The following is a 17,472-nucleotide window of genomic DNA, read 5'->3' on the forward strand; positions in this document are numbered from 1 at the left end:
GCGGCCGATGCGGGTTTCAGCATCGTCGCGGCCGGCGCCCGCAGTGTTCATCGTCTTCGGGCTGCTCGGCCTGCTCACCTCGCTCGTTCTCGGTGTGCCCCTGGATAAGATCTTCAGCGGCAGCCTGAAATACGCTCCGGCGCTTGAGGATCCGACCCCGCTCGAGCCGGGCGAGCAGCTCGCCGCGCTCGACTACGCCATGGTCGGGCCCTTCACCATCGCTCGCCCGGGCCAGAGCATCTGGGTGTCGGTCAAGGCCAACCTACCCGTCAATTCCTGGGTGTTCATCGAGGGCGAACTGCTCGATGCCCGGCAGAACTACCTGATGGGCTTCGGCAGCGAGCTCTGGCACGAAACCGGCTATGACGACGGCCCGTGGGACGAGACGGACAACAACTACAATCTCAACCTGACCATCCCCGAGGCCGGCGAGTTCTACCTTAACTTCAAGACCCAGGGCGAACTGCGGCCCGAACGGATCGAGGTGAACATCCGCCGCACCAGGGGCAGCAATATTCCGCACCTGATCTTCGGCATCGTGACGCTGCTGGCCGGGCTGGTGATGAACGAGATCGCCAACCGGACGGTCATGAAGCTCCTTGGGGTGTTCCGATGAACTCGCCGACCCGCAACGCCGTGCTGATCGCCCTGGTTGGCCTGGGCGCGGTTTACATCGCGCTTTTCTACGTCGCCGGCGACGGGTTCGGCCACGCCGGATACCATGGCTACAGCTCCCGGCCATGGTTCCGTGGCGGCGTGGAGACCTACCACGATCGCAGCGCGCGCACCGGCAGCGCCGGCGGCCTCGGCATTGTCGGCGGTGGGCCGGAAGGCGGCAAATGACCACTGATGGAACCGAAGCGGCCGACCAAGCCGCGGGCGGCAATCGCCGCCAGGTGCTGGCCCTGGTGTTTTCGGCCTTCGTATCGGGCCTCTGCTCGATCATCTACGAGCTGCTCATCGCCACCACGGCGTCGTATTTTCTCGGCGACAGCATCAAGTTCTTCTCGCTCACCATCGGCATCTACATGGCGGCGATGGGGCTGGGCACCTTCCTGTCGCGCTATATCGAACGGCACATGCTCGGCCGCTTCGTCATCATCGAGCTGGCGCTGGCGGCGCTGGGCGGGCTCAGCATCCCGATCCTCTATTTTGCCTATGCCTGGACCGAGCTGTTTTTCCACGCCTACCTGGTGCTGACTGTCGGTATCGGCGTGCTGATCGGGCTCGAGATCCCGTTTCTCACCCGGCTGATGGACCGCTACAACCCGCTCAAGATCAACATCGCCTCGATCCTGTCCTTCGACTACCTGGGCGCGCTGATCGCCACTATCGCCTTCCCGTTCTTCCTCTTGCCGGTGTTCGGCATCTACCAGTCGTCGCTGCTGTTCGGCTTTGCCAACGTCTCGATCGGCTTCGTCATGCTGCGCGTCTTCGGCGAGGAGATCGGCAAGCCGGCGCGCACGATGCTGGCGCTCAGCGTGGCGGTCACGGTGTTCCTCGGCGGCATGATCGCCCTGTCGCATGCCTTCCTCGAGAAGTGGGACCAGAGCCTCTACGAGGATCGGATCGTCCACGCCGAGCAGACCCGCTACCAGCGCATCGTCCTGACCCGCGACCGCGACGATCTGCGGCTCTATCTCGATGGCAACCTGCAGTTCTCCTCGGTTGACGAGTACCGCTACCATGAGGCGCTGGTGCACATCCCGCTCGGGCTCAGCCCGCGGCCGCCGAGGCGCGTGCTGCTGCTGGGCGCCGGCGACGGGCTTGCGGCGCGCGAACTGCTGAAGCACCAGGCGATTGCCGAGATCGTGCTCGTCGACCTCGACCCCGCAGTCGTCGCCCTGGCGCGCGGCAATGCCGGCATCCGCGAGCTCAATGGCGGCAGTCTCGATTCACCCCGGGTGCAGGTGGTGATCGGCGATGCGTTCGAATACCTGCGGGAGAACAGCGAGCCGTTCGACCTGGTGATCGCCGACCTGCCCGACCCCAACAATAGCGGGCTGGCGCGGCTCTATGCCAAGCAGTTCTACCAGCTGGTGCATCGGAGCCTCGCGCCGGGCGGACTGTTCGTGACGCAAGCGACGAGCCCGTATTTCTCGCCGCGGGCGTTCTGGAGCATCGAGGCCACGGTCCGCGCCGGCGGCTTCGAGCGGACCTACCCCTACCACCTCAACGTGCCCTCGTTCGGCGAATGGGGGTTCGTCCTCGCCAGCGACGTGGCGCTCGACCTCGACAAGCCTCGGCTCGCCGTTGCGACGCGCTACCTCGAGGCCGACGACATCCCCAAGCACTTCCAGTTCGACAAGGACACCATCGTCGCCAATGCCGGGGTCAGCACCCTGGACAGGCCGACCATCCTCGACGACTACCTGGCCGGGTGGCAGTACTACCGCTGATGGCCAACCGCGGCCGGCCGGCCGCAACGGGCCCCGCCTAACCCAGAAACTCGCCGCGCGCGATCTCGCAGTCGGCATACCCTCTCCCGCCTGCACGCTCCTAGACCAGAAAATCCGCCCTTGCCGGCGAGATCACCCGTCGCCGAGCGGATCGCCGAGCCGCAGCGCGGCGACGCGGACGAGGAAGCGCTCGAGAAGGACCGCATGCAGGGTGCCGGATACGGTTGTGCCAGCAGCCTCCATTGACAAAAACTGAATGCATTCATATTTGAGTGCAATCAGAATGACGGATCGACTTTGGCTGCCGCCATTCATCCAGGGAGCACCCACATGAACGCGCATCACTCGAACGACACCGTCATCACCGCCTATAAGGATGCACCGGGGCGAACGATCACCGCCGGCGGCGTCACCTACGCCTATCGCGAGCTGGGGCCGAAAGGCGGCATCCCCGTCGTCTTCTTCGTCCACCTCGCCGCCAACCTCGACAACTGGGACCCGCGCCTCATCGACCCGATCGCCAGGGGTCACCACGTCATCACCTTCGACAACCGCGGCGTCGGCGGCTCGAGCGGCCAGGTGCCCGACAGCATCGAGGCGATGGCCGACGACGCCTTCACCTTCATCAAGGCCCTCGGCTTCGACAGGATCGATATCTTCTCGTTTTCGCTCGGCGGTTTCGTCGCCCAGGCGCTGGTCGACAAGCACCCCGGCCTGGTCCGCAAGCTGATCCTGACGGGCACCGGCCCGGCCGGCGGCAAGGACATCGATAAGGTGGCGGGTGTCACCTATTTCGACATCCTCCGTGCGACCCTGACCGGGTCTGACCCCAAGGAATTTCTGTTCTTCAACCGGAACGCCAGCGGCAAGCCAGCGGCGCGGGCCTTCGTCAACCGGCTCAAGGAGCGGACCGCCGACCGCGACGTGCCGGTGACGCTCAAGGCGTTCCGGACGCAGCTGAAGGCGATCGGCAAGTGGGGGCGCTCGGCTCCGGCGGACCTCTCGAGGCTCACCCAGCCCACCCTGATCGCCAATGGCGACAATGACCGGATGGTGCCTTCCGTGCTCTCGACGGATCTCAATCGGCGCATCAAGGGTTCCGAGTTGATCATCTATCCCGACTCCGGCCATGGCGGCATCTTCCAGTTCCACGACAGGTTCGCCCCGCTCGCCGTCGCATTCCTCGATCGCTGAAAGGACGAGCAAAATGAGCACGACATTCAGCAGGCGCTTCTCCTCTTCGATCCTGTTGTGGATGCGTTCCGACCAGCCCCGCCAAACCGGCATGAACTACTGGAAAGGGCCGCATTCGAAGATCATCTCGGCAAGCCCGGGCCTCCATGAGTATCGCCAGACTCACCTCGCTGAGACGAACCCGGGGCTGTGGCCGGCGACCCCGGGTTTCGAAACCGGGATTCCCGCCGGTCGCCGGATCGACGGCGTCGCCCAGGTGGCGTTCCAGTCGGCGTTCTCGGTGCTGGCCGGGCGCGAGCAGAACAAGCTGGCGTTCAAGGACGAGGTCAACGTGTTCCGGCGCACCCTGCTCTATCTGGGTCTGCCGAACTGGTCGCGCTGGTACGACGTTGCGCGGCCGGGCGAACGGGTTGCCTCCCGGGTGCTGGTCTATCTGCGGCGGCGGGATGGGGTCGGCGGCCGCGCCTTTCGCAGGTTCATCAACGATCAGCTGGCGCCTGCCCTTGCCGGCACGGGAGCGTTGCAGGAGCTCAGAACCGAAACCTTCCTGCCCTGGAGCAAGGCCCTGTGGAACACCCCCAATGTCGCGCACGACAATCCCGGGGATCAGCAGTTCCACGCCTCGGTGATGCTCGGCTTCCCCGACACGGCCACGCAGGCGGCCTTCTTTGCGGGCCGCAGTTTGGCTAGTCTGTCGATCGGGCTGGCCCAGATCGCCTCTGCCGCCCACGCCTATCAGGTCGCCGAGGCACTGACGTTCGTGCGGGATGGCGTCATCCTTCCCCATTATCAGGAGTAACGGTGAAGACCTTGGAGGACATGCCGCCGGCCGGACCGAAACCGGTGGGACGTCGCGAGCGCAACAAGCAGGACAAGCTCGACCGGATCGTCGCCGCCGCGCGCCAGCTCTTCGAGGCCCACGGCGTCGATGCGGTGACCACGCAGCAGATCGCCGACCGGGCCGACATCGGCACCGGCACGCTGTTCCTTTATGCCAAAAGCAAGAGCGAGTTGCTGCTGCTGGTGCAGAACTCGGGCTATGCCGAGGCGCTCGAGCAAGGCCGGGCCGCCGCCGAAGCCACGTCCGGAGCGCTCGATGGGGTGCTCGCCATCATCCGCCCGATCGTCGAATGCAACCGCGTCAATGTCGAGAACGGGCGGGCTTACCTGCGCGAACTGGTCTTCGGCGACCCCGACGAGCCGCACCACCGCGATGCCCTGACCCTGACCTTCAAGACCGAAGCGGCAGTCGCCGCGGTTCTGTGTCGGAACGAGCGCATCGAACCGGACGTCGCCGCCACCCTGGCGCAGATCGTCTCGACGATCATGTTCGTCAGCATGGCGGCCACCATCAACGCCACGCGCCCGGTCGACGACATCATGGCGGAAATCGCCGGCCGCGTGCGGGTGATCCTGCCGCACTGACTGGTGCGGGGCGAGGCAAGTGCTGAAGCGGATCGCGCGGCCGGCTGCCGCGCGATCCGCAGGTCATTTCAGGGTCCGCTCGAAAAAGCCGATCAGCGCATCGGTGACCTCAGGCACACTGGTCATCTGCTCGAAATCGTGACCCACCCCCGCGACAGTGATGAACGTCGCATCGACGCCCTTGCCGATCAGCACGTCGTAGAGGCGCTGGCTTTGATCGATCGGTACAATCTTGTCCTCGGTGCCATGAATCAGCAGCACCGGCGGGCTGGCCTCGGTGACGTGACTGGCCGGAGTCGCGAGATTGACCGCTTCGGCATTGGCCTTGTCATGCACCGACAGACCCATATGCAGGCTGGCGAGGTCGTAGCCGGCCTCGCCCGCTTCCCCCAGATACGCCGCCGGGTAGAATGCCGCGATGGCGGCGACTTCCGATGACACGCCCGGCAGCCGGTCGTCGACGAAGGCTTCCTCATTGCCGGTGAGACCGGCAATGAGCGACAGATGCCCGCCGGCGGAGGGCCCGAACACCGCAATCCTCTCCGGGTCGAGATTGTAGAGCGCTGCGTTGTGGCGGAGGAACCGCACCGCCGCCTTGACGTCCATCTGCGGCTCGGGGAATTTCGCCTCGCCGATGCCGCGATAATCGATCGAGGCGACCGCGAAACCCGCCTCAGCGAAGCGGACCAGCTGCGGCAGCAGCCGCTCGCGCTCGACTGCGCGCCAGCCGCTGCCGGTGACGAAGACGATGACCGGCGCCGGCGCGGCGCTGGTGGGCCGCAGCAGGTCGAGATAGAGCTCGTTGCGCATCAGCCCCAGCGCCGACGTCGAATACTGGATGTCGGAGTAGAGCTCTGTGCCGCTGAAGCTGATCCCGGCGGCGTCGATTGTCCTGGTTTCGGCGTGGGCCATGCCGGCGACCAGGCATGCGATAGCGATCCCGAAAATGACGGGTTTGAGCATTTGCTCCTCCTCAACAATGTTTGCTGCGACTACAGCGCGCTGGTGTAGATCGTCAGGATGTCGGAAACCCCCAGGGCGCGCGGGTTGTTGTCGATCAGGCGCTTTATGGCGAAAGCCTCCTCGGCCCAGACCGGCAATTCGGCTTCCTGCGCGCCATGGCGCGCAAGGCTCATCTCGATGCCGAGGTCACGGCAATAGGCCATGCTTCCGGCCAGCACCTCCCGCGCATCGGCCAGCTGCCCGAGGCCGAGTGCCGTGACGATCTCAGTCGTCTTGTCGGGGCGCGCGGTGGTGTTGAACGCCAGCACGTGCGGAAAGACGATGGCGTTGGCGAGGCCATGCGGCAGCTTGAGGCGCGTCCCCAGCGGATAGGCCAGCGCATGCCCGCCGGCCGTATTCACCGGACCGAGGCAGAGACCGCCATAGTAGGACGCCAGCATCATGCCGGCGCGCGCTTCGGTATCGGCGCCATCAGCGACGGCGCGCGGCAGATATCGACCGACGAGTTCGATGCCCAACCGCGCATAACCGTCAATCAGCGGGTGCGCCTTGAGGTTGGTGAAAGCCTCGACGCAATGCGCCAGCGCATCGATACCGGTGGCTGCGGTAACCGCCGCCGGCACCGAATAGGTGAGTTCGGGGTCGAGCACCGCGATATCGGCCAGCATGTGCCGGCTCTCGACCGCCAGCTTCGCCAGCGTCGCGGGGTTGGTGACCAGCGAGCGGATGCCGGCTTCCGAGCCGGTGCCCGAGGTCGTCGGCACCTGGGCGAGGGCGGAGCGGCGGCCGGCGAGCTTGTCGACACCCACCACATCGAGCACTGCCTGCTCGCTGTCCCAGAGCGCAGCAACGAGCTTCGCCACATCCATCACCGAGCCGCCGCCGAGCCCGATCACCAGGTCGGGACGGAACGCCCGCGCGGCTGCCAGCACCGCCTCCACGGCGGGGAGATCGGGCTCGGGCGGAATATCGATATAGGTCGCGACCTCCCCGCTGAGCCCGATGCGCTCGACAAAGCCGACGGTGGGCGGCATGGCGACGACGAAGATGCGCCGATAGCCGGCGGCCCAGGCGCCGAGCCGGGCAATCGCCCCTGCCCCGATCTCGAGCCGCGATGGCTGCAGCAACGTGATGGGGCGGGCCATGGAGAGCACGGCGTCAGACATTGTCCGCCGCCTCCAGTTCGCCCATCCGAGCCCAGACCGTGGCGATCTCGTCTGCCGTCAGCTCGACCAGCGGCGGCCGCACCCGCGTCCAGCCATCGTGGCCACGGCGCTTGGCCAGCATCGCCTTGATGGTCGGCAACTGCACATAGGCGTTGGAAAGGTCGCGCCAGGCATTGATCCGCCCCTGCGCTGCCTCGACTTCGGCGGCCTTCTGCGGATCGAACCAGTTGTCGAACACTACGCGCAGGTGCCTGGCGATCAGGTTGGAGCTCGAGGTGATGCACCCGGCGCCGCCGGCCCTGAGCAGCGGCAGCATCAGCGGGTCGGCGCCGGCCAGCACGGCGAAATTCTCGAAGGCCGAGGCGAAGGCCGCCATGCTCTCGAGCTTGCCCGAACTGTCCTTGACCCCGATGATGATGCCCGGAAACGCCTCGCGCAGCCGGGCGGTCAGTTCCAGCGAGATGCCGACCTGGGCGATCGGCGGGATGTGGTAGAGGACGACGCGTAAGCTATCGCTCGCCACCCCCTCGATCACCTCGGCATAAAAGCGGAACAGCCCCTCGTCGCTCACCCCCTTGTAGTAAAAGGGCGGCAGCACGACGCTGGCGGCGACGCCCGCATCGAGCGCATGGCGGGTCAGCGCCACCGTATCGGCAACATTGGTCTGCGAGGTGCCGGGCAACAGCCGCTTGGGCTCGACGCCCGCGGCGATGACGTGCTCGAGCAGCTGCCGGCGCTGAATGAGGCTGAACGAGTTGGCTTCCCCGGTGGTGCCGAGCAGCGCAATGCCGTCGCACCCTTCGGCCAGCAGCGCCCTGGCGTGGCTCGCAAAACTCTCGTGATCCGGCGCGCCATCGGCGAGGACCGGCGTCGCCGCGGCGCTGAACACGCCGTGGACGGGGAACGTGGTGGCAGGATTCATTGCTTGTTCCCCGCAACGAGACGCCGCGCATAAGCAATGGCGGAATTCATGTTGGTGTGGTTGGCCTTGCCGGTGCCGGCGATATCGAAGGCGGTGCCGTGATCAACCGAGGTGCGATCGATCGGCAGCCCCAGCGACACGTTCACCGCGGTATCGAAAGCGACGAGCTTGATCGGGATATGGCCCTGGTCGTGATACTGGGCGATCACCAGGTCGAAGGCGCCGTTATGGGCGCGGTGATAGACCGTATCGGCCGAGATCGGCCCCTCGACAGCGATGCCCTCGGCTCGCGCCATGGCGACGGCGGGCACCACCTGCTGGTCGTCCTCGCTGCCGAACAGCCCGTTCTCGCCGCAATGCGGGTTGATGCCGGCCACCGCGATGCGCGGGCTGGCATAGCCGATGCGCTTCAGGTGCTCGTTGCCGGCCCGGATGGTGGCGAGGATGCGCTCGGGCGTGGCGCGGTCGATGGCGGTCTTGAGCGACACATGCGTCGACACATGGATGACCTTCAACCGCTCCGAACCCAGCAGCATGAACGCCGATTTCTGCCCGGTCAGCGCCGCCAGCATGCCGGTATGGCCGTCATAGTGGTGGCCGGCGCGGTTCAGCGCTTCCTTGTTGATCGGCGCAGTGACGAGGCAGCCGATAATGCCGGCCTCGGCGTCGCGCACTGCCTTCTCGATAAAGCGGAACGCCGCATCGCCGGCGCGCGGATCGAGCTTGCCCCAGGGCAGCGGGCCGCCTTCGACCGGCAGGTCGATCACGATCTCATCGAGATCGAGCGTCAGCCCGGTGGCGCGGAGCGCCTGCTCCAGCGTCGCGCGGTTGCCATAGATGCGGGTGCGGGCGCGGTCCTCGGCGCTCATCTCGGCCACCGCCTTGACCGAGATTTCCGGGCCGACGCCGGCCGGGTCGCCCATGGTGATGCCGATAATGTCGCTCACGAGTTTTCTCCGTCGATCCATCCCTTGGGGAGACGGACATATTTGATGGCGCGCCGGAAGTAGGTGTAGGCGACATGCAGTGCGCCGTCCGGTCCTTCCAGCAGGTATGGGTAGGACAGCTCCTTGTTCCGCCCATCCACCGAATTGTTGGTGAGGCAGGTGCCGGGGCTGTCATCGATAATGCGGCGGAGCGGCCAGGTGACGCCGCCATCCGACGAGACGCTGAGCGTCAACGGGGCGCGCGGCACGCCCCAGACCGGGGCACAGCCGCCGCTGGCGTCGGGCCGGTCGTCGCCGGCCTCGATCTCGTCATAAAGCGACACCCGGCGATCCGCCGAAGTCGCGGCGGAGGTCGGGTTGCCCACCATGGCGAGCCGCCCATCGGCGAGGCGGATGACGTTGATCGACGAGTTGTTGTTGGGCACATCGGTCGGCGCCGGCGCCGACCAGGTGAAACCGCCATCGCGGCTTTCGGAGCGGTGGACGAGATCGGATTGCCGGCGGCGGTAGAAGGCGACGAGATGATCGCCGTCGAGCGGCACGATGGTCATATGCACCGAGCCGATCGAGCCAGGCACTTCGCTGAGCACCCAGTTCTGGCCGTCATCACGGCTGACCGCGACGCCGGCGGTATCGTGGCTGCCGTTCCAGCGCTGGCCCGGCCGCGAGATGCAGCGGAACACCGGCATCAGCGTCGCGCCATCCTTGCGCCGGACGAAGCGGGCGCGGACGAACGTGCCGAGCGGCAGATCGAGGTCGCGCGGCGCGCCGCCGACCAGGCGATCGCCCTCGAGACTGATCGGCCGGCTGCGCAACAGGCACTCATCCTGGTTGCCGGCGGGCTGGGCGGTGTGGATCAGCTGCCAGTTCCCCGCGGCGTCGCGCGCCAGCACCGGGTTCTGCTCCGAGCGCTCGGCATCGTGGCTGAGCTGCACCGTCGGGCCGAACGCGTCGGCGCCCGGCGCCAGCACCGTGCCGTGGATCGAGATATCCGACTTGCCCTCGAGCGTGCCGCCGAACCACAGGCAGGCGAGCGTGCCGTCATCCAGGAGCTCGATGAAGGCAGCGTGGTTCTGCACCATGGGCGAGGCGAGAAACGCCTCGTAGCGGCCATCGGCAGTGCCGGCCAGCCGACCATTCATCTGCGCGGCGATCTCGTCCGGAGTCATCTCTCCCCCACTTGCTGTTGGCCGCAAAAGTCACACCGAAACACATGTTGTCAAGTTATTATCAGCGTTGTCAGCGGCATAGACGTTGGTCGGATGTTAGATATATCTACGTATTTTCAATGTATTAGCTTTCATCTGCGCAACCGAAAGGCCCGTTCATACACTTTTAATTTGACAACCTTCGCTGCACTCGGGTTAGGTGCAGCCCGATCGGTGACCGCCTGAGCGGCGCCGGGCGCCTTCAATTCGGCGCCGGGAGTTTCGCGTGGGTTGTTCGCAGCTCGGCCCGCGCCAATCGTGAAAGCTGCGATGGGAGGATGACTTGATCATCAAGCACGTTCTGGCCGGCGCCCTCATGGCTACGGGGCTGGTTGCCCCCGCCATGGCGCAGTCCAATACCGACATCACCGTGGTGCTCAGCGAAGAACTCGACCTCGTCGAGCCTTGCATGGCGACCCGCTCCAATATCGGCCGCGTCATCATGGAAAACATCTCCGAGACGCTGACCGAGCTCGACGTGCGCGGCGACAAGGGGCTGATGCCGCGCCTCGCCGACAGCTGGGAAGACAAGGGCAACGGCACCTGGCAGTTCAAGCTGCATCCGGGCGTCAAATTCTCCGATGGCAGCGATTTCGACGCCGCTGACGTCAAGCACTCGTTCGACCGGGTGTTCAGCGACCAGATCACTTGCGAGAGCAAGCGCTACTTCGCCGACACCAAGCTCGATTTCAACATCGTCGACGCCAATACCATCGACGTCACGGCCACGCCGGCGCAGCCGATCCTGCCGCTGTTGATGTCGCTGGTCACCATCGTTCCCTCGGAGACGCCGATCGAGTTCGTGCGCGATCCGATCGGCACCGGCCCCTACAAGATGACCGAGTGGACCGCCGGCCAGCAGATCGTTTTGACCCGCCGCGACGATTATTGGGGCGCCGCCCCCGCGGTGACCAAGGCGACCTACCTGTTCCGCTCCGAGCCGGCCGTGCGCGCCGCCATGGTCGAAGCCGGCGAAGCCGATATCGCCCCGCAGATCACCGAGGTGGAAGCGACCAACCCCAAGACCGATTTCACCTACCCGAACTCGGAAACCGTGTACCTGCGCATCGACCAGACGGTCGAGCCCATGGGTGACTTGCGCGTCCGCCAGGCGCTCAATGCCGCCATCGACCGCGAGGCCTTTATCGGCACCGTGCTCGCCGCCGGCACCGAACTCGCCGTCGCCATGGTGCCGCCGACGACGCTGGGCTGGAACTCCACCCTCACCCCGCCGGCCTATGACCTCGAAGGCGCCAAGGCGCTGCTCGCCGCTGCCGCCGCCGATGGCGTCAACGTCAAGGCGCCGGTCGAAGTGATCGCCCGCACCGAGAACTTCCCGCACGTCACCGAAGTGGGTGAAGCGCTGGTCGACATGCTCAACGAAGCCGGCTTCAACGCCAGCCTGCGCATGGTCGAAGTGGCCGAGCACGAGCAGTATTATTCAAAGCCCTATCCCGAGGGGCGTCCGGCCCAGCTCGTCGTCGCCCAGCACGATAACTCGCGCGGCGATCCGGTGTTCTCGATGTACTTCAAGTATCACAGCCAGGGCACCCAGTCGGGCGTCAACGACCCCAAGGTCGATGCGCTGATCGAGAAGGCCAGCGCCGCGACCGGCGAGGAGCGCGCCGCGCTCTGGTCCGAACTGTTCGCCTATGTGCAGAAGGACATCGTCGCCGACGCCCTGCTGTTCCACATGGTCGGCCACAGCCGGGTGAGCGAACGGCTCGCCTTCACCCCGACCATCGCCACCAACCAGCAGCTGCAGCTGAGCGAGATCGGCTTCAAGTAAGCCGCTTCCAGACTACACTGTTGGCGGCGCCGGACCCCCGCGTCCGGCGCCGCCGCCCATAAGGACACCCGAGCGCCATGACCAAACTGATCGGACAACGCGCGATCGCCAGCCTCCTCTCCCTGTTCGGGCTGATGGTGCTGGTGTTCTTCCTGTCGCGCCTGACCGGCGATCCGGCCGTGCTGTTCCTGCCGATCGACGCCACCGAGCAGATGAAAGAGGAGTTCCGCGCGCTGCACGGGCTCGACCTCCCGATCATCGAGCAGTTCTGGCGCTACCTGCTCGATCTGCTGCAGCTCGATTTCGGCGACAGCCTGCGCAAGGCCCGCCCTGCCCTCGAGGTGGTGCTCGAGGCCTATGCCTGGACGCTGCCGCTGGCGCTCATCACCATGGCGATCGTCGTCGTCGCCGCCATCGTCCTCGGCTCGCTCGCCGCCTTCAAGGTCGGCGGCTTTTTCGACCGGCTGGTCTCGATCGTCTCGCTGGTCGGCGCCTCGGCCCCGGATTTCTGGATCGCCATTGTCGCGATCGTGGTGTTCTCGATCGGCCTCGGCTGGGTGCCGACTTCCGGCGTCGGCACGCCGCTCCACTGGGTGCTGCCGATCGCCGTGCTGTTCATCCGCCCCTTCGGCCTCGTGGTGCAGGTGGTGCGCGGCTCGATGCTAGGGGCGCTGAGCGCTCCCTATGTGAAGACGGCGCGCGCCAAGGGAGTGAAGAACCTGCCGCTGATCTTCGTCCATACGCTGCGCAACGGCATGCTGCCGGTCATCACCGTGATCGGCGACCAGGCCGCGGCCATGCTCAACGGCGCGGTGATCGTCGAAACCATTTTCGGCTTTCCCGGCGTCGGCAAGCTGATGATCGACTCGATCCTGCAGCGCGATTTCAACGTGGTGCTGGCGGCGATCATGGTCACCGCCCTCGCCATCTTCCTCATGAACATCCTGATCGACATCGCCTATTCGCTGCTCGATCCGCGCATCCGGCACTAAGGACATGTCGCCCGTGACCGATACGTCGCTCGCCAAAACCCCCGCTCCGGCCCCGCGCGCCGCGCCGCCTTTGCTCGCCATGCTGTGGCGCGACAAGCTCGCCTTCGCCTCGGCGGTGATCCTGCTGCTGATCGTCGTCGCGGCGCTGCTCGGCCCGGCTTTGCTGGGTGAAATGGCCAATGACCAGAACCTCAGGGGGCGCAACTTTGCGCCGTTCAGCCTCGCCCGCGGCTGGCAGTTCTTCCTCGGCGGCGACTCGCTGGGCCGGCCAATGCTGGCCCGGCTGATCGTTGCCGCGCACTCGACCATCCTGATCGCCGCCGGCACCGTCGCCGCGGCGGCATTGGTCGGCGCCGCCGCTGGGCTGGTCGCCGGCTATATGGGCAAGACCACCTCGCAGGTGATCATGCGGCTCGCCGACGTCATCATGTCGTTCCCCTCGCTGCTGCTCGCCGTGGTGGTGCTCTACGTGCTCGGACCCTCGATCCCCAACATGATCCTGGTGCTCGCCATCACCCGCATCCCGATTTACCTCCGCACCACCCGCGCCGAGGTGCTGGAAGTGCGCGAGCGGATGTTCGTCCAGGCCGCCGTGGTGATGGGCGCCTCGCACCGGCGCATCATCTTCCGCCACATCCTGCCGGTGGTGGCGCCGACGCTCTTGACCATCGCGACGCTCGATTTCGCCTTCGTCATGCTGGCCGAGAGCTCGCTGAGCTTTCTCGGCATCGGCGTGCAGCCACCTGATATCACCTGGGGCCTGATGGTGGCGCAGGGCCGCCCCTACCTCACCACCGCCTGGTGGCTGGCCTTCTGGCCGGGGCTCTTGATCGTCATCACCGCGCTGGCGCTGAACCTGCTTTCGGGCTGGATGCGCATCGCGCTCGATCCCAACCAGCGCTGGCGCCTCGAAGCCAGGAGCACTGCGCCAGTAAGCGCCAAACCAGCGAGCCCCACCCATGGCTGAGGCTTTGCTCACGGTCAAAAACCTGTCGGTGGATTTTCACACCGCCCGCGGCACGGTGCACGCGGTGAAAGATGTCAGCTGGTCGGTCGGCCGCGGCGAAACCCTCGCCATTCTCGGCGAAAGCGGCTCGGGCAAATCGGTCTCCGCCAATGCGGTGATGAACCTGCTCGATACCCCGCCGGCCCGCATCGTCTCCGGCGAAATCCTCTATGACGGCAAGGATCTCTTGCAGGTCAGCTACGAGGAGCACCGGGCGCTCAACGGCAAGAAGATCGCCATGATCTTCCAGGATCCGCTCGGCCACCTGAACCCGGTCTATACGGTGGGCTGGCAGATCGTCGAGATGATGACCGCCCATGGCCGTCCCGCCGCCATGGCCCGGGCCCGGGCGCTCGAGCTGATCGCCCGCGTCGGCATTGCCGACCCCGAAGCGGCGATGCGGAAATACCCGCACCAGTTCTCCGGCGGCCAGCGCCAGCGCCTGATGATCGCCATGGCGCTGATGCTGAAGCCCGACATCCTGATCGCCGACGAGCCGACCACCGCGCTCGACGTCACCATCCAGGCGGAAGTGCTGGCGCTGTTGAAGGAACTGCAGGCCGAGACGGGCATGGGCCTGGTGCTCATCACCCACGATCTCGGCGTCGTCGCCGAGATCGCCGACCGCGTCGTGGTGATGAACCAGGGCGAGATCGTCGAAACCGGCAGCGTGCGCGACGTCTACCACCAGCCGCAGCACGCCTATACCAAAAAGCTGATCGGCGCCGCGCCCGGCAAGGGCGAGATCAAAGAGCTCGAAGCCGATGCGCCGCTGCTGCTCGAAACCAAGGCCCTCAAGAAGAGCTATGGCGGCTTCACCGCGCTCAAGGGCGCCTCGCTGACCCTACTGCGCGGCCAGAGCCTTGCCGTGGTGGGGGAGAGCGGCTCGGGCAAATCGACTTTGGCGCGCACCCTGTTGCGGCTCGAGGTCGCCGATGGCGGCGAGGCGCTGTGGAAGGGCCGCGACCTGATCCGCATGGGAGCGCGGGAACTGCTCGGGGTGCGCCGCGAGATCCAGATGGTGTTCCAGGATCCGACCCAGTCGCTCAACCCGCGCATGTCGGTGTACCAGCTGATCGCCGAGGGCTGGGACATCCACAAGCTGATGCCCGACCGGGCGCAGCGCCGGGCCCGGGTCGCCGAACTCCTCGACCAGGTCGGGCTCGCGCCCGAGCATGCCGAGCGTTATCCGCACCAGTTCTCGGGCGGGCAGCGCCAGCGCATCGCCATCGCCCGCGCCTTGGCGCTCGAGCCCGAGCTGATCATCTGCGACGAGGCGGTATCGGCGCTCGACGTCTCGATCCAGGCCCAGGTGATCGCGCTGCTCGACAGCCTGCGCCGCCGGCTCGGCATCGCCTTCCTGTTCATCGCCCACGACCTGGGCGTGGTGCGCGATTTCGCCGATACGGTGATCGTCATGCAGGCCGGCGAAATCGTCGAACGCGGCCCGACCGCGCAGATCTTTGACACCCCGCAGCACCCCTATACGCAGCGGCTGCTGGCCGCCAATCTCGACCCCGATCCGGACGTGCAGGCCAGCCGCCGGGCCGTCATTGCAGCGCAAAATGCCTGAACTGGCGATCATTGCCGATGACCTGACCGGGGCGCTCGACGCCGCGGCGCCCTTCGCCATGCGGTCGATTTCGACCGCCGTGGCGCTGAGCCCGGCCGCGCTCGGCGCGGCGATTGCCGGCGGCGCTCGCGTCATTGGCGTGTCGACCGACAGCCGCGAGCTGCCACCCAATGAGGCGCGCGCCGCGGTTGCAGCTGCGCTGGCCGCCCTGCCCGCCGGCACCCGCCTGTTCAAGAAGATCGACTCCCGCCTCAAGGGCCAGATCGCCGCTGAACTCGACGCCATCCCGCATGTGCAGAGCCTCGTCATCCCCGCCATCCCGGGTTTCGGCCGCTGGGTGCGAGAGGGGTCGCTCGGCGGCTTCGGCGTTGCGGCGCCCGTCGCCATCGCCCCCCGCCTCGGCGCCCATGCCGGCCGCGCCAGCATTCCCGACATCGAGAGCGATGCCGATATCATCGCGGCGCTGGCAACCGCCCACGACCTGCCGATCGGCGCCCGCGGTCTCGCCGAAGCCATGGCCCGCGCCATGGCGCCCGACGCCCCGGCGCCGGATGTGAGCCTGCGCCACCGCCATGCCTATCTGGTGATCGGCTCGACCGACCCGATCACCCTCGCCCAGCTGGCGGAACTGAGGGCCGCCGAACCCAACCTCGCCTATCTTGCGGCGCCGAACGGCATCGGTCCGGCCGAGCTCCCGGCCCCGGCGCGGCTGACCGTGCTGCAGGCCGCCCCCGGCGCCACCCCCGCCGACGGCAAATCGGTGGCCAACGCCCTCGCCGACACGTTACAGCGCCTCGCCCCGCCGCCCGGCGCGCTGCTGGTCCTATCGGGCGGCGCCACGGCGCAGGTGCTGCTCGAGCGGCTGGGCGTCCGGGTGCTCGATCTCATCGGCGAAGCCCTGCCCGGCCTGCCCCTTGCGCAAGGCGGCGGCTTGACCTTTGTCACTAAATCGGGCGGCTTTGGCGGGCCCGAAACGCTGCAACACCTGCTGCATCCGTTCCACAGAGAGGAGGAGCGCCTCGCATGACCATGAGCGAAGGTCTCAACGTCCGGCGGAGCCTCTCCGACGCAGTGTTCGACCGCATCCAGCGGGCCATCAAGTCGGGGGCCTATGCGGTGGATGCCCGGCTGCCGACCGAGCATGCGCTCGCCGCCGAGTTCCAGGTGTCTCGCCCGGTGGTGCGCGATGCGCTGCAGCGGCTGCGCGACCAGGGGCTGATCTATTCGCGCCAGGGCGCCGGCAGCTTCGTGCGCGAACAGGGGCTGCGCGAGCCGCTTGGCTTCGGCCAGATGGAGAACCTCTCCGACCTACAGCACTGCTACGATTTCCGCCTGACCATCGAGCCCGAAGCCGCGGCGATGGCAGCGCAGCGCCGCACCCCTGAAGCGCTGGCCCGGATCAAATCGGCCCTCAGCCTCTTGCGCGATGCCACCAACCGGCAGGCGCACCGCGCCGACGCCGATTTCATGTTCCACCTCAGCATCGCCCAGGCCTCGGCTAACCCGTATTTCTCCACCGCCATGCAGGCGCTGGAAGAACACATCGCCGTCGGCATGCGCTTCCACGGCATTTCGCTGCGCTCGACCAGCGACGGCCTGCAGCACGTCTTCACCGAACACTCCGCCGTCTTCGAAGCGATCAACGCCGCCGACCCCGACACGGCGCGCGCGCGCATGCGGGAGCATTTGCAGGGCTCGCGGGATCGGTTGTTTGCACCGAAGGGTTGAGTAGCCCCAGACTATCAGTCGGCGCACCCTCTCCCGCTTGCGGGGGAGGGGGGACCAGCCGAAAGGCTGGTGGGAGGAGATCGCCGCGGTCCGATCCGGATAGATCGCTGACAGTTTAGTCCGGATACATGGCTGACAGGAGGACCTGTCGATGCCGTGG

18 protein-coding genes are annotated in these 17,472 nt (G+C 66.6%); 12 read left to right on the forward strand and 6 right to left on the reverse strand.

Annotation, left to right across the window (positions count from 1 at the left end; genetic code table 11):
• The first annotated feature begins 7 nt into the window (after positions 1 to 7).
• From ASC68_RS22360 to ASC68_RS22370, 3 genes are read left to right on the forward strand one after another with little or no spacing between them, the layout of a single operon-like run.
• Positions 8 to 616, forward strand: coding sequence for a hypothetical protein (locus tag ASC68_RS22360; protein ID WP_156387416.1), 609 nt, complete (start codon positions 8 to 10; stop codon positions 614 to 616).
• Positions 613 to 843 carry a hypothetical protein gene (locus ASC68_RS22365; RefSeq protein WP_055884344.1) on the forward strand — a complete coding sequence of 77 codons (231 nt, stop codon included), beginning with the start codon at positions 613 to 615 and terminating at the stop codon, positions 841 to 843. Before ASC68_RS22360 ends, ASC68_RS22365 begins: the two co-directional genes overlap by 4 nt.
• Positions 840 to 2,399 carry a polyamine aminopropyltransferase gene (locus tag ASC68_RS22370; protein ID WP_055884346.1) on the forward strand — a complete coding sequence of 520 codons (1,560 nt, stop codon included), beginning with the start codon at positions 840 to 842 and terminating at the stop codon, positions 2,397 to 2,399. The genes ASC68_RS22365 and ASC68_RS22370 overlap by 4 nt, the downstream gene beginning before the upstream one ends.
• Before the next feature lie 132 nt (positions 2,400 to 2,531).
• On the opposite strand, the gene ASC68_RS28765 is transcribed toward ASC68_RS22370, so the two are convergent.
• Positions 2,532 to 2,714, reverse strand: coding sequence for a hypothetical protein (locus ASC68_RS28765; protein WP_156384502.1), 183 nt, complete (start codon positions 2,712 to 2,714; stop codon positions 2,532 to 2,534).
• Positions 2,715 to 2,729: 15 nt separating this feature from the next.
• Here ASC68_RS28765 and ASC68_RS22375 point away from each other — a divergent pair, with 15 nt between their 5' ends.
• The 3 genes from ASC68_RS22375 to ASC68_RS22385 are packed head-to-tail and all read left to right on the forward strand — an operon-like array spanning position 2,730 to position 5,018.
• Positions 2,730 to 3,593, forward strand: a complete 864-nt coding sequence (locus ASC68_RS22375) for an alpha/beta hydrolase (RefSeq protein WP_055884349.1) — start codon at positions 2,730 to 2,732, stop codon at positions 3,591 to 3,593.
• A 13-nt stretch (positions 3,594 to 3,606) separates the two neighbouring features.
• The gene (locus tag ASC68_RS22380) at positions 3,607 to 4,392 is read left to right on the forward strand and encodes a hypothetical protein (protein WP_055884351.1); all 786 of its coding nucleotides are present in this window, start codon (positions 3,607 to 3,609) and stop codon (positions 4,390 to 4,392) included.
• A gap of 2 nt (positions 4,393 to 4,394) precedes the next feature.
• A complete protein-coding gene (locus ASC68_RS22385) occupies positions 4,395 to 5,018 on the forward strand; it encodes a TetR/AcrR family transcriptional regulator (protein ID WP_197421369.1) in 624 nt (207 codons plus the stop codon).
• Between the two features lie 63 nt (positions 5,019 to 5,081).
• Here the strand turns inward: ASC68_RS22385 and ASC68_RS22390 are convergent, their stop codons facing one another.
• The 5 genes from ASC68_RS22390 to ASC68_RS22410 are packed head-to-tail and all read right to left on the reverse strand — an operon-like array spanning position 5,082 to position 10,185.
• Positions 5,082 to 5,981: an alpha/beta hydrolase gene (locus ASC68_RS22390; protein WP_055884354.1), complete on the reverse strand. Its 900-nt coding sequence runs from the start codon at positions 5,979 to 5,981 to the stop codon at positions 5,082 to 5,084.
• A gap of 29 nt (positions 5,982 to 6,010) precedes the next feature.
• The gene (locus ASC68_RS22395; RefSeq protein ID WP_055884357.1) at positions 6,011 to 7,147 is read right to left on the reverse strand and encodes an iron-containing alcohol dehydrogenase; all 1,137 of its coding nucleotides are present in this window, start codon (positions 7,145 to 7,147) and stop codon (positions 6,011 to 6,013) included.
• Positions 7,140 to 8,069, reverse strand: a complete 930-nt coding sequence (locus ASC68_RS22400; protein ID WP_055884360.1) for a dihydrodipicolinate synthase family protein — start codon at positions 8,067 to 8,069, stop codon at positions 7,140 to 7,142. The genes ASC68_RS22395 and ASC68_RS22400 overlap by 8 nt, the downstream gene beginning before the upstream one ends.
• Positions 8,066 to 9,016: a 4-hydroxythreonine-4-phosphate dehydrogenase PdxA gene (pdxA, locus tag ASC68_RS22405; protein WP_055884365.1), complete on the reverse strand. Its 951-nt coding sequence runs from the start codon at positions 9,014 to 9,016 to the stop codon at positions 8,066 to 8,068. The genes ASC68_RS22400 and pdxA overlap by 4 nt, the downstream gene beginning before the upstream one ends.
• The gene (locus tag ASC68_RS22410; RefSeq protein WP_055884367.1) at positions 9,013 to 10,185 is read right to left on the reverse strand and encodes an exo-alpha-sialidase; all 1,173 of its coding nucleotides are present in this window, start codon (positions 10,183 to 10,185) and stop codon (positions 9,013 to 9,015) included. The genes pdxA and ASC68_RS22410 overlap by 4 nt, the downstream gene beginning before the upstream one ends.
• 325 nt (positions 10,186 to 10,510) lie before the next feature.
• Here ASC68_RS22410 and ASC68_RS22415 point away from each other — a divergent pair, with 325 nt between their 5' ends.
• The 6 genes from ASC68_RS22415 to ASC68_RS22440 all read left to right on the forward strand — a co-directional run bounded on the left by ASC68_RS22415 (position 10,511) and on the right by ASC68_RS22440 (position 17,312).
• Complete coding sequence (locus tag ASC68_RS22415) at positions 10,511 to 12,013, forward strand: ABC transporter substrate-binding protein (RefSeq protein ID WP_055884453.1); 1,503 nt, start codon at positions 10,511 to 10,513, stop codon at positions 12,011 to 12,013.
• A 77-nt stretch (positions 12,014 to 12,090) separates the two neighbouring features.
• On the forward strand, positions 12,091 to 13,005 hold the full coding sequence (locus ASC68_RS22420) for an ABC transporter permease (RefSeq protein ID WP_055884370.1): 915 nt from the start codon (positions 12,091 to 12,093) through the stop codon (positions 13,003 to 13,005).
• 4 nt (positions 13,006 to 13,009) lie between these two features.
• Positions 13,010 to 13,972, forward strand: a complete 963-nt coding sequence (locus ASC68_RS22425; RefSeq protein ID WP_055884373.1) for an ABC transporter permease — start codon at positions 13,010 to 13,012, stop codon at positions 13,970 to 13,972.
• On the forward strand, positions 13,965 to 15,584 hold the full coding sequence (locus ASC68_RS22430; RefSeq protein ID WP_055884376.1) for an ABC transporter ATP-binding protein: 1,620 nt from the start codon (positions 13,965 to 13,967) through the stop codon (positions 15,582 to 15,584). The genes ASC68_RS22425 and ASC68_RS22430 overlap by 8 nt, the downstream gene beginning before the upstream one ends.
• Positions 15,577 to 16,611: a four-carbon acid sugar kinase family protein gene (locus tag ASC68_RS22435; protein WP_055884380.1), complete on the forward strand. Its 1,035-nt coding sequence runs from the start codon at positions 15,577 to 15,579 to the stop codon at positions 16,609 to 16,611. Before ASC68_RS22430 ends, ASC68_RS22435 begins: the two co-directional genes overlap by 8 nt.
• Positions 16,608 to 17,312 carry a FadR/GntR family transcriptional regulator gene (locus ASC68_RS22440; protein WP_055884383.1) on the forward strand — a complete coding sequence of 235 codons (705 nt, stop codon included), beginning with the start codon at positions 16,608 to 16,610 and terminating at the stop codon, positions 17,310 to 17,312. The genes ASC68_RS22435 and ASC68_RS22440 overlap by 4 nt, the downstream gene beginning before the upstream one ends.
• The last annotated feature ends 160 nt before the right edge of the window (positions 17,313 to 17,472 follow it).

The organism is Devosia sp. Root105, from assembly GCF_001424865.1.
Taxonomy (GTDB): domain Bacteria; phylum Pseudomonadota; class Alphaproteobacteria; order Rhizobiales; family Devosiaceae; genus Devosia_A.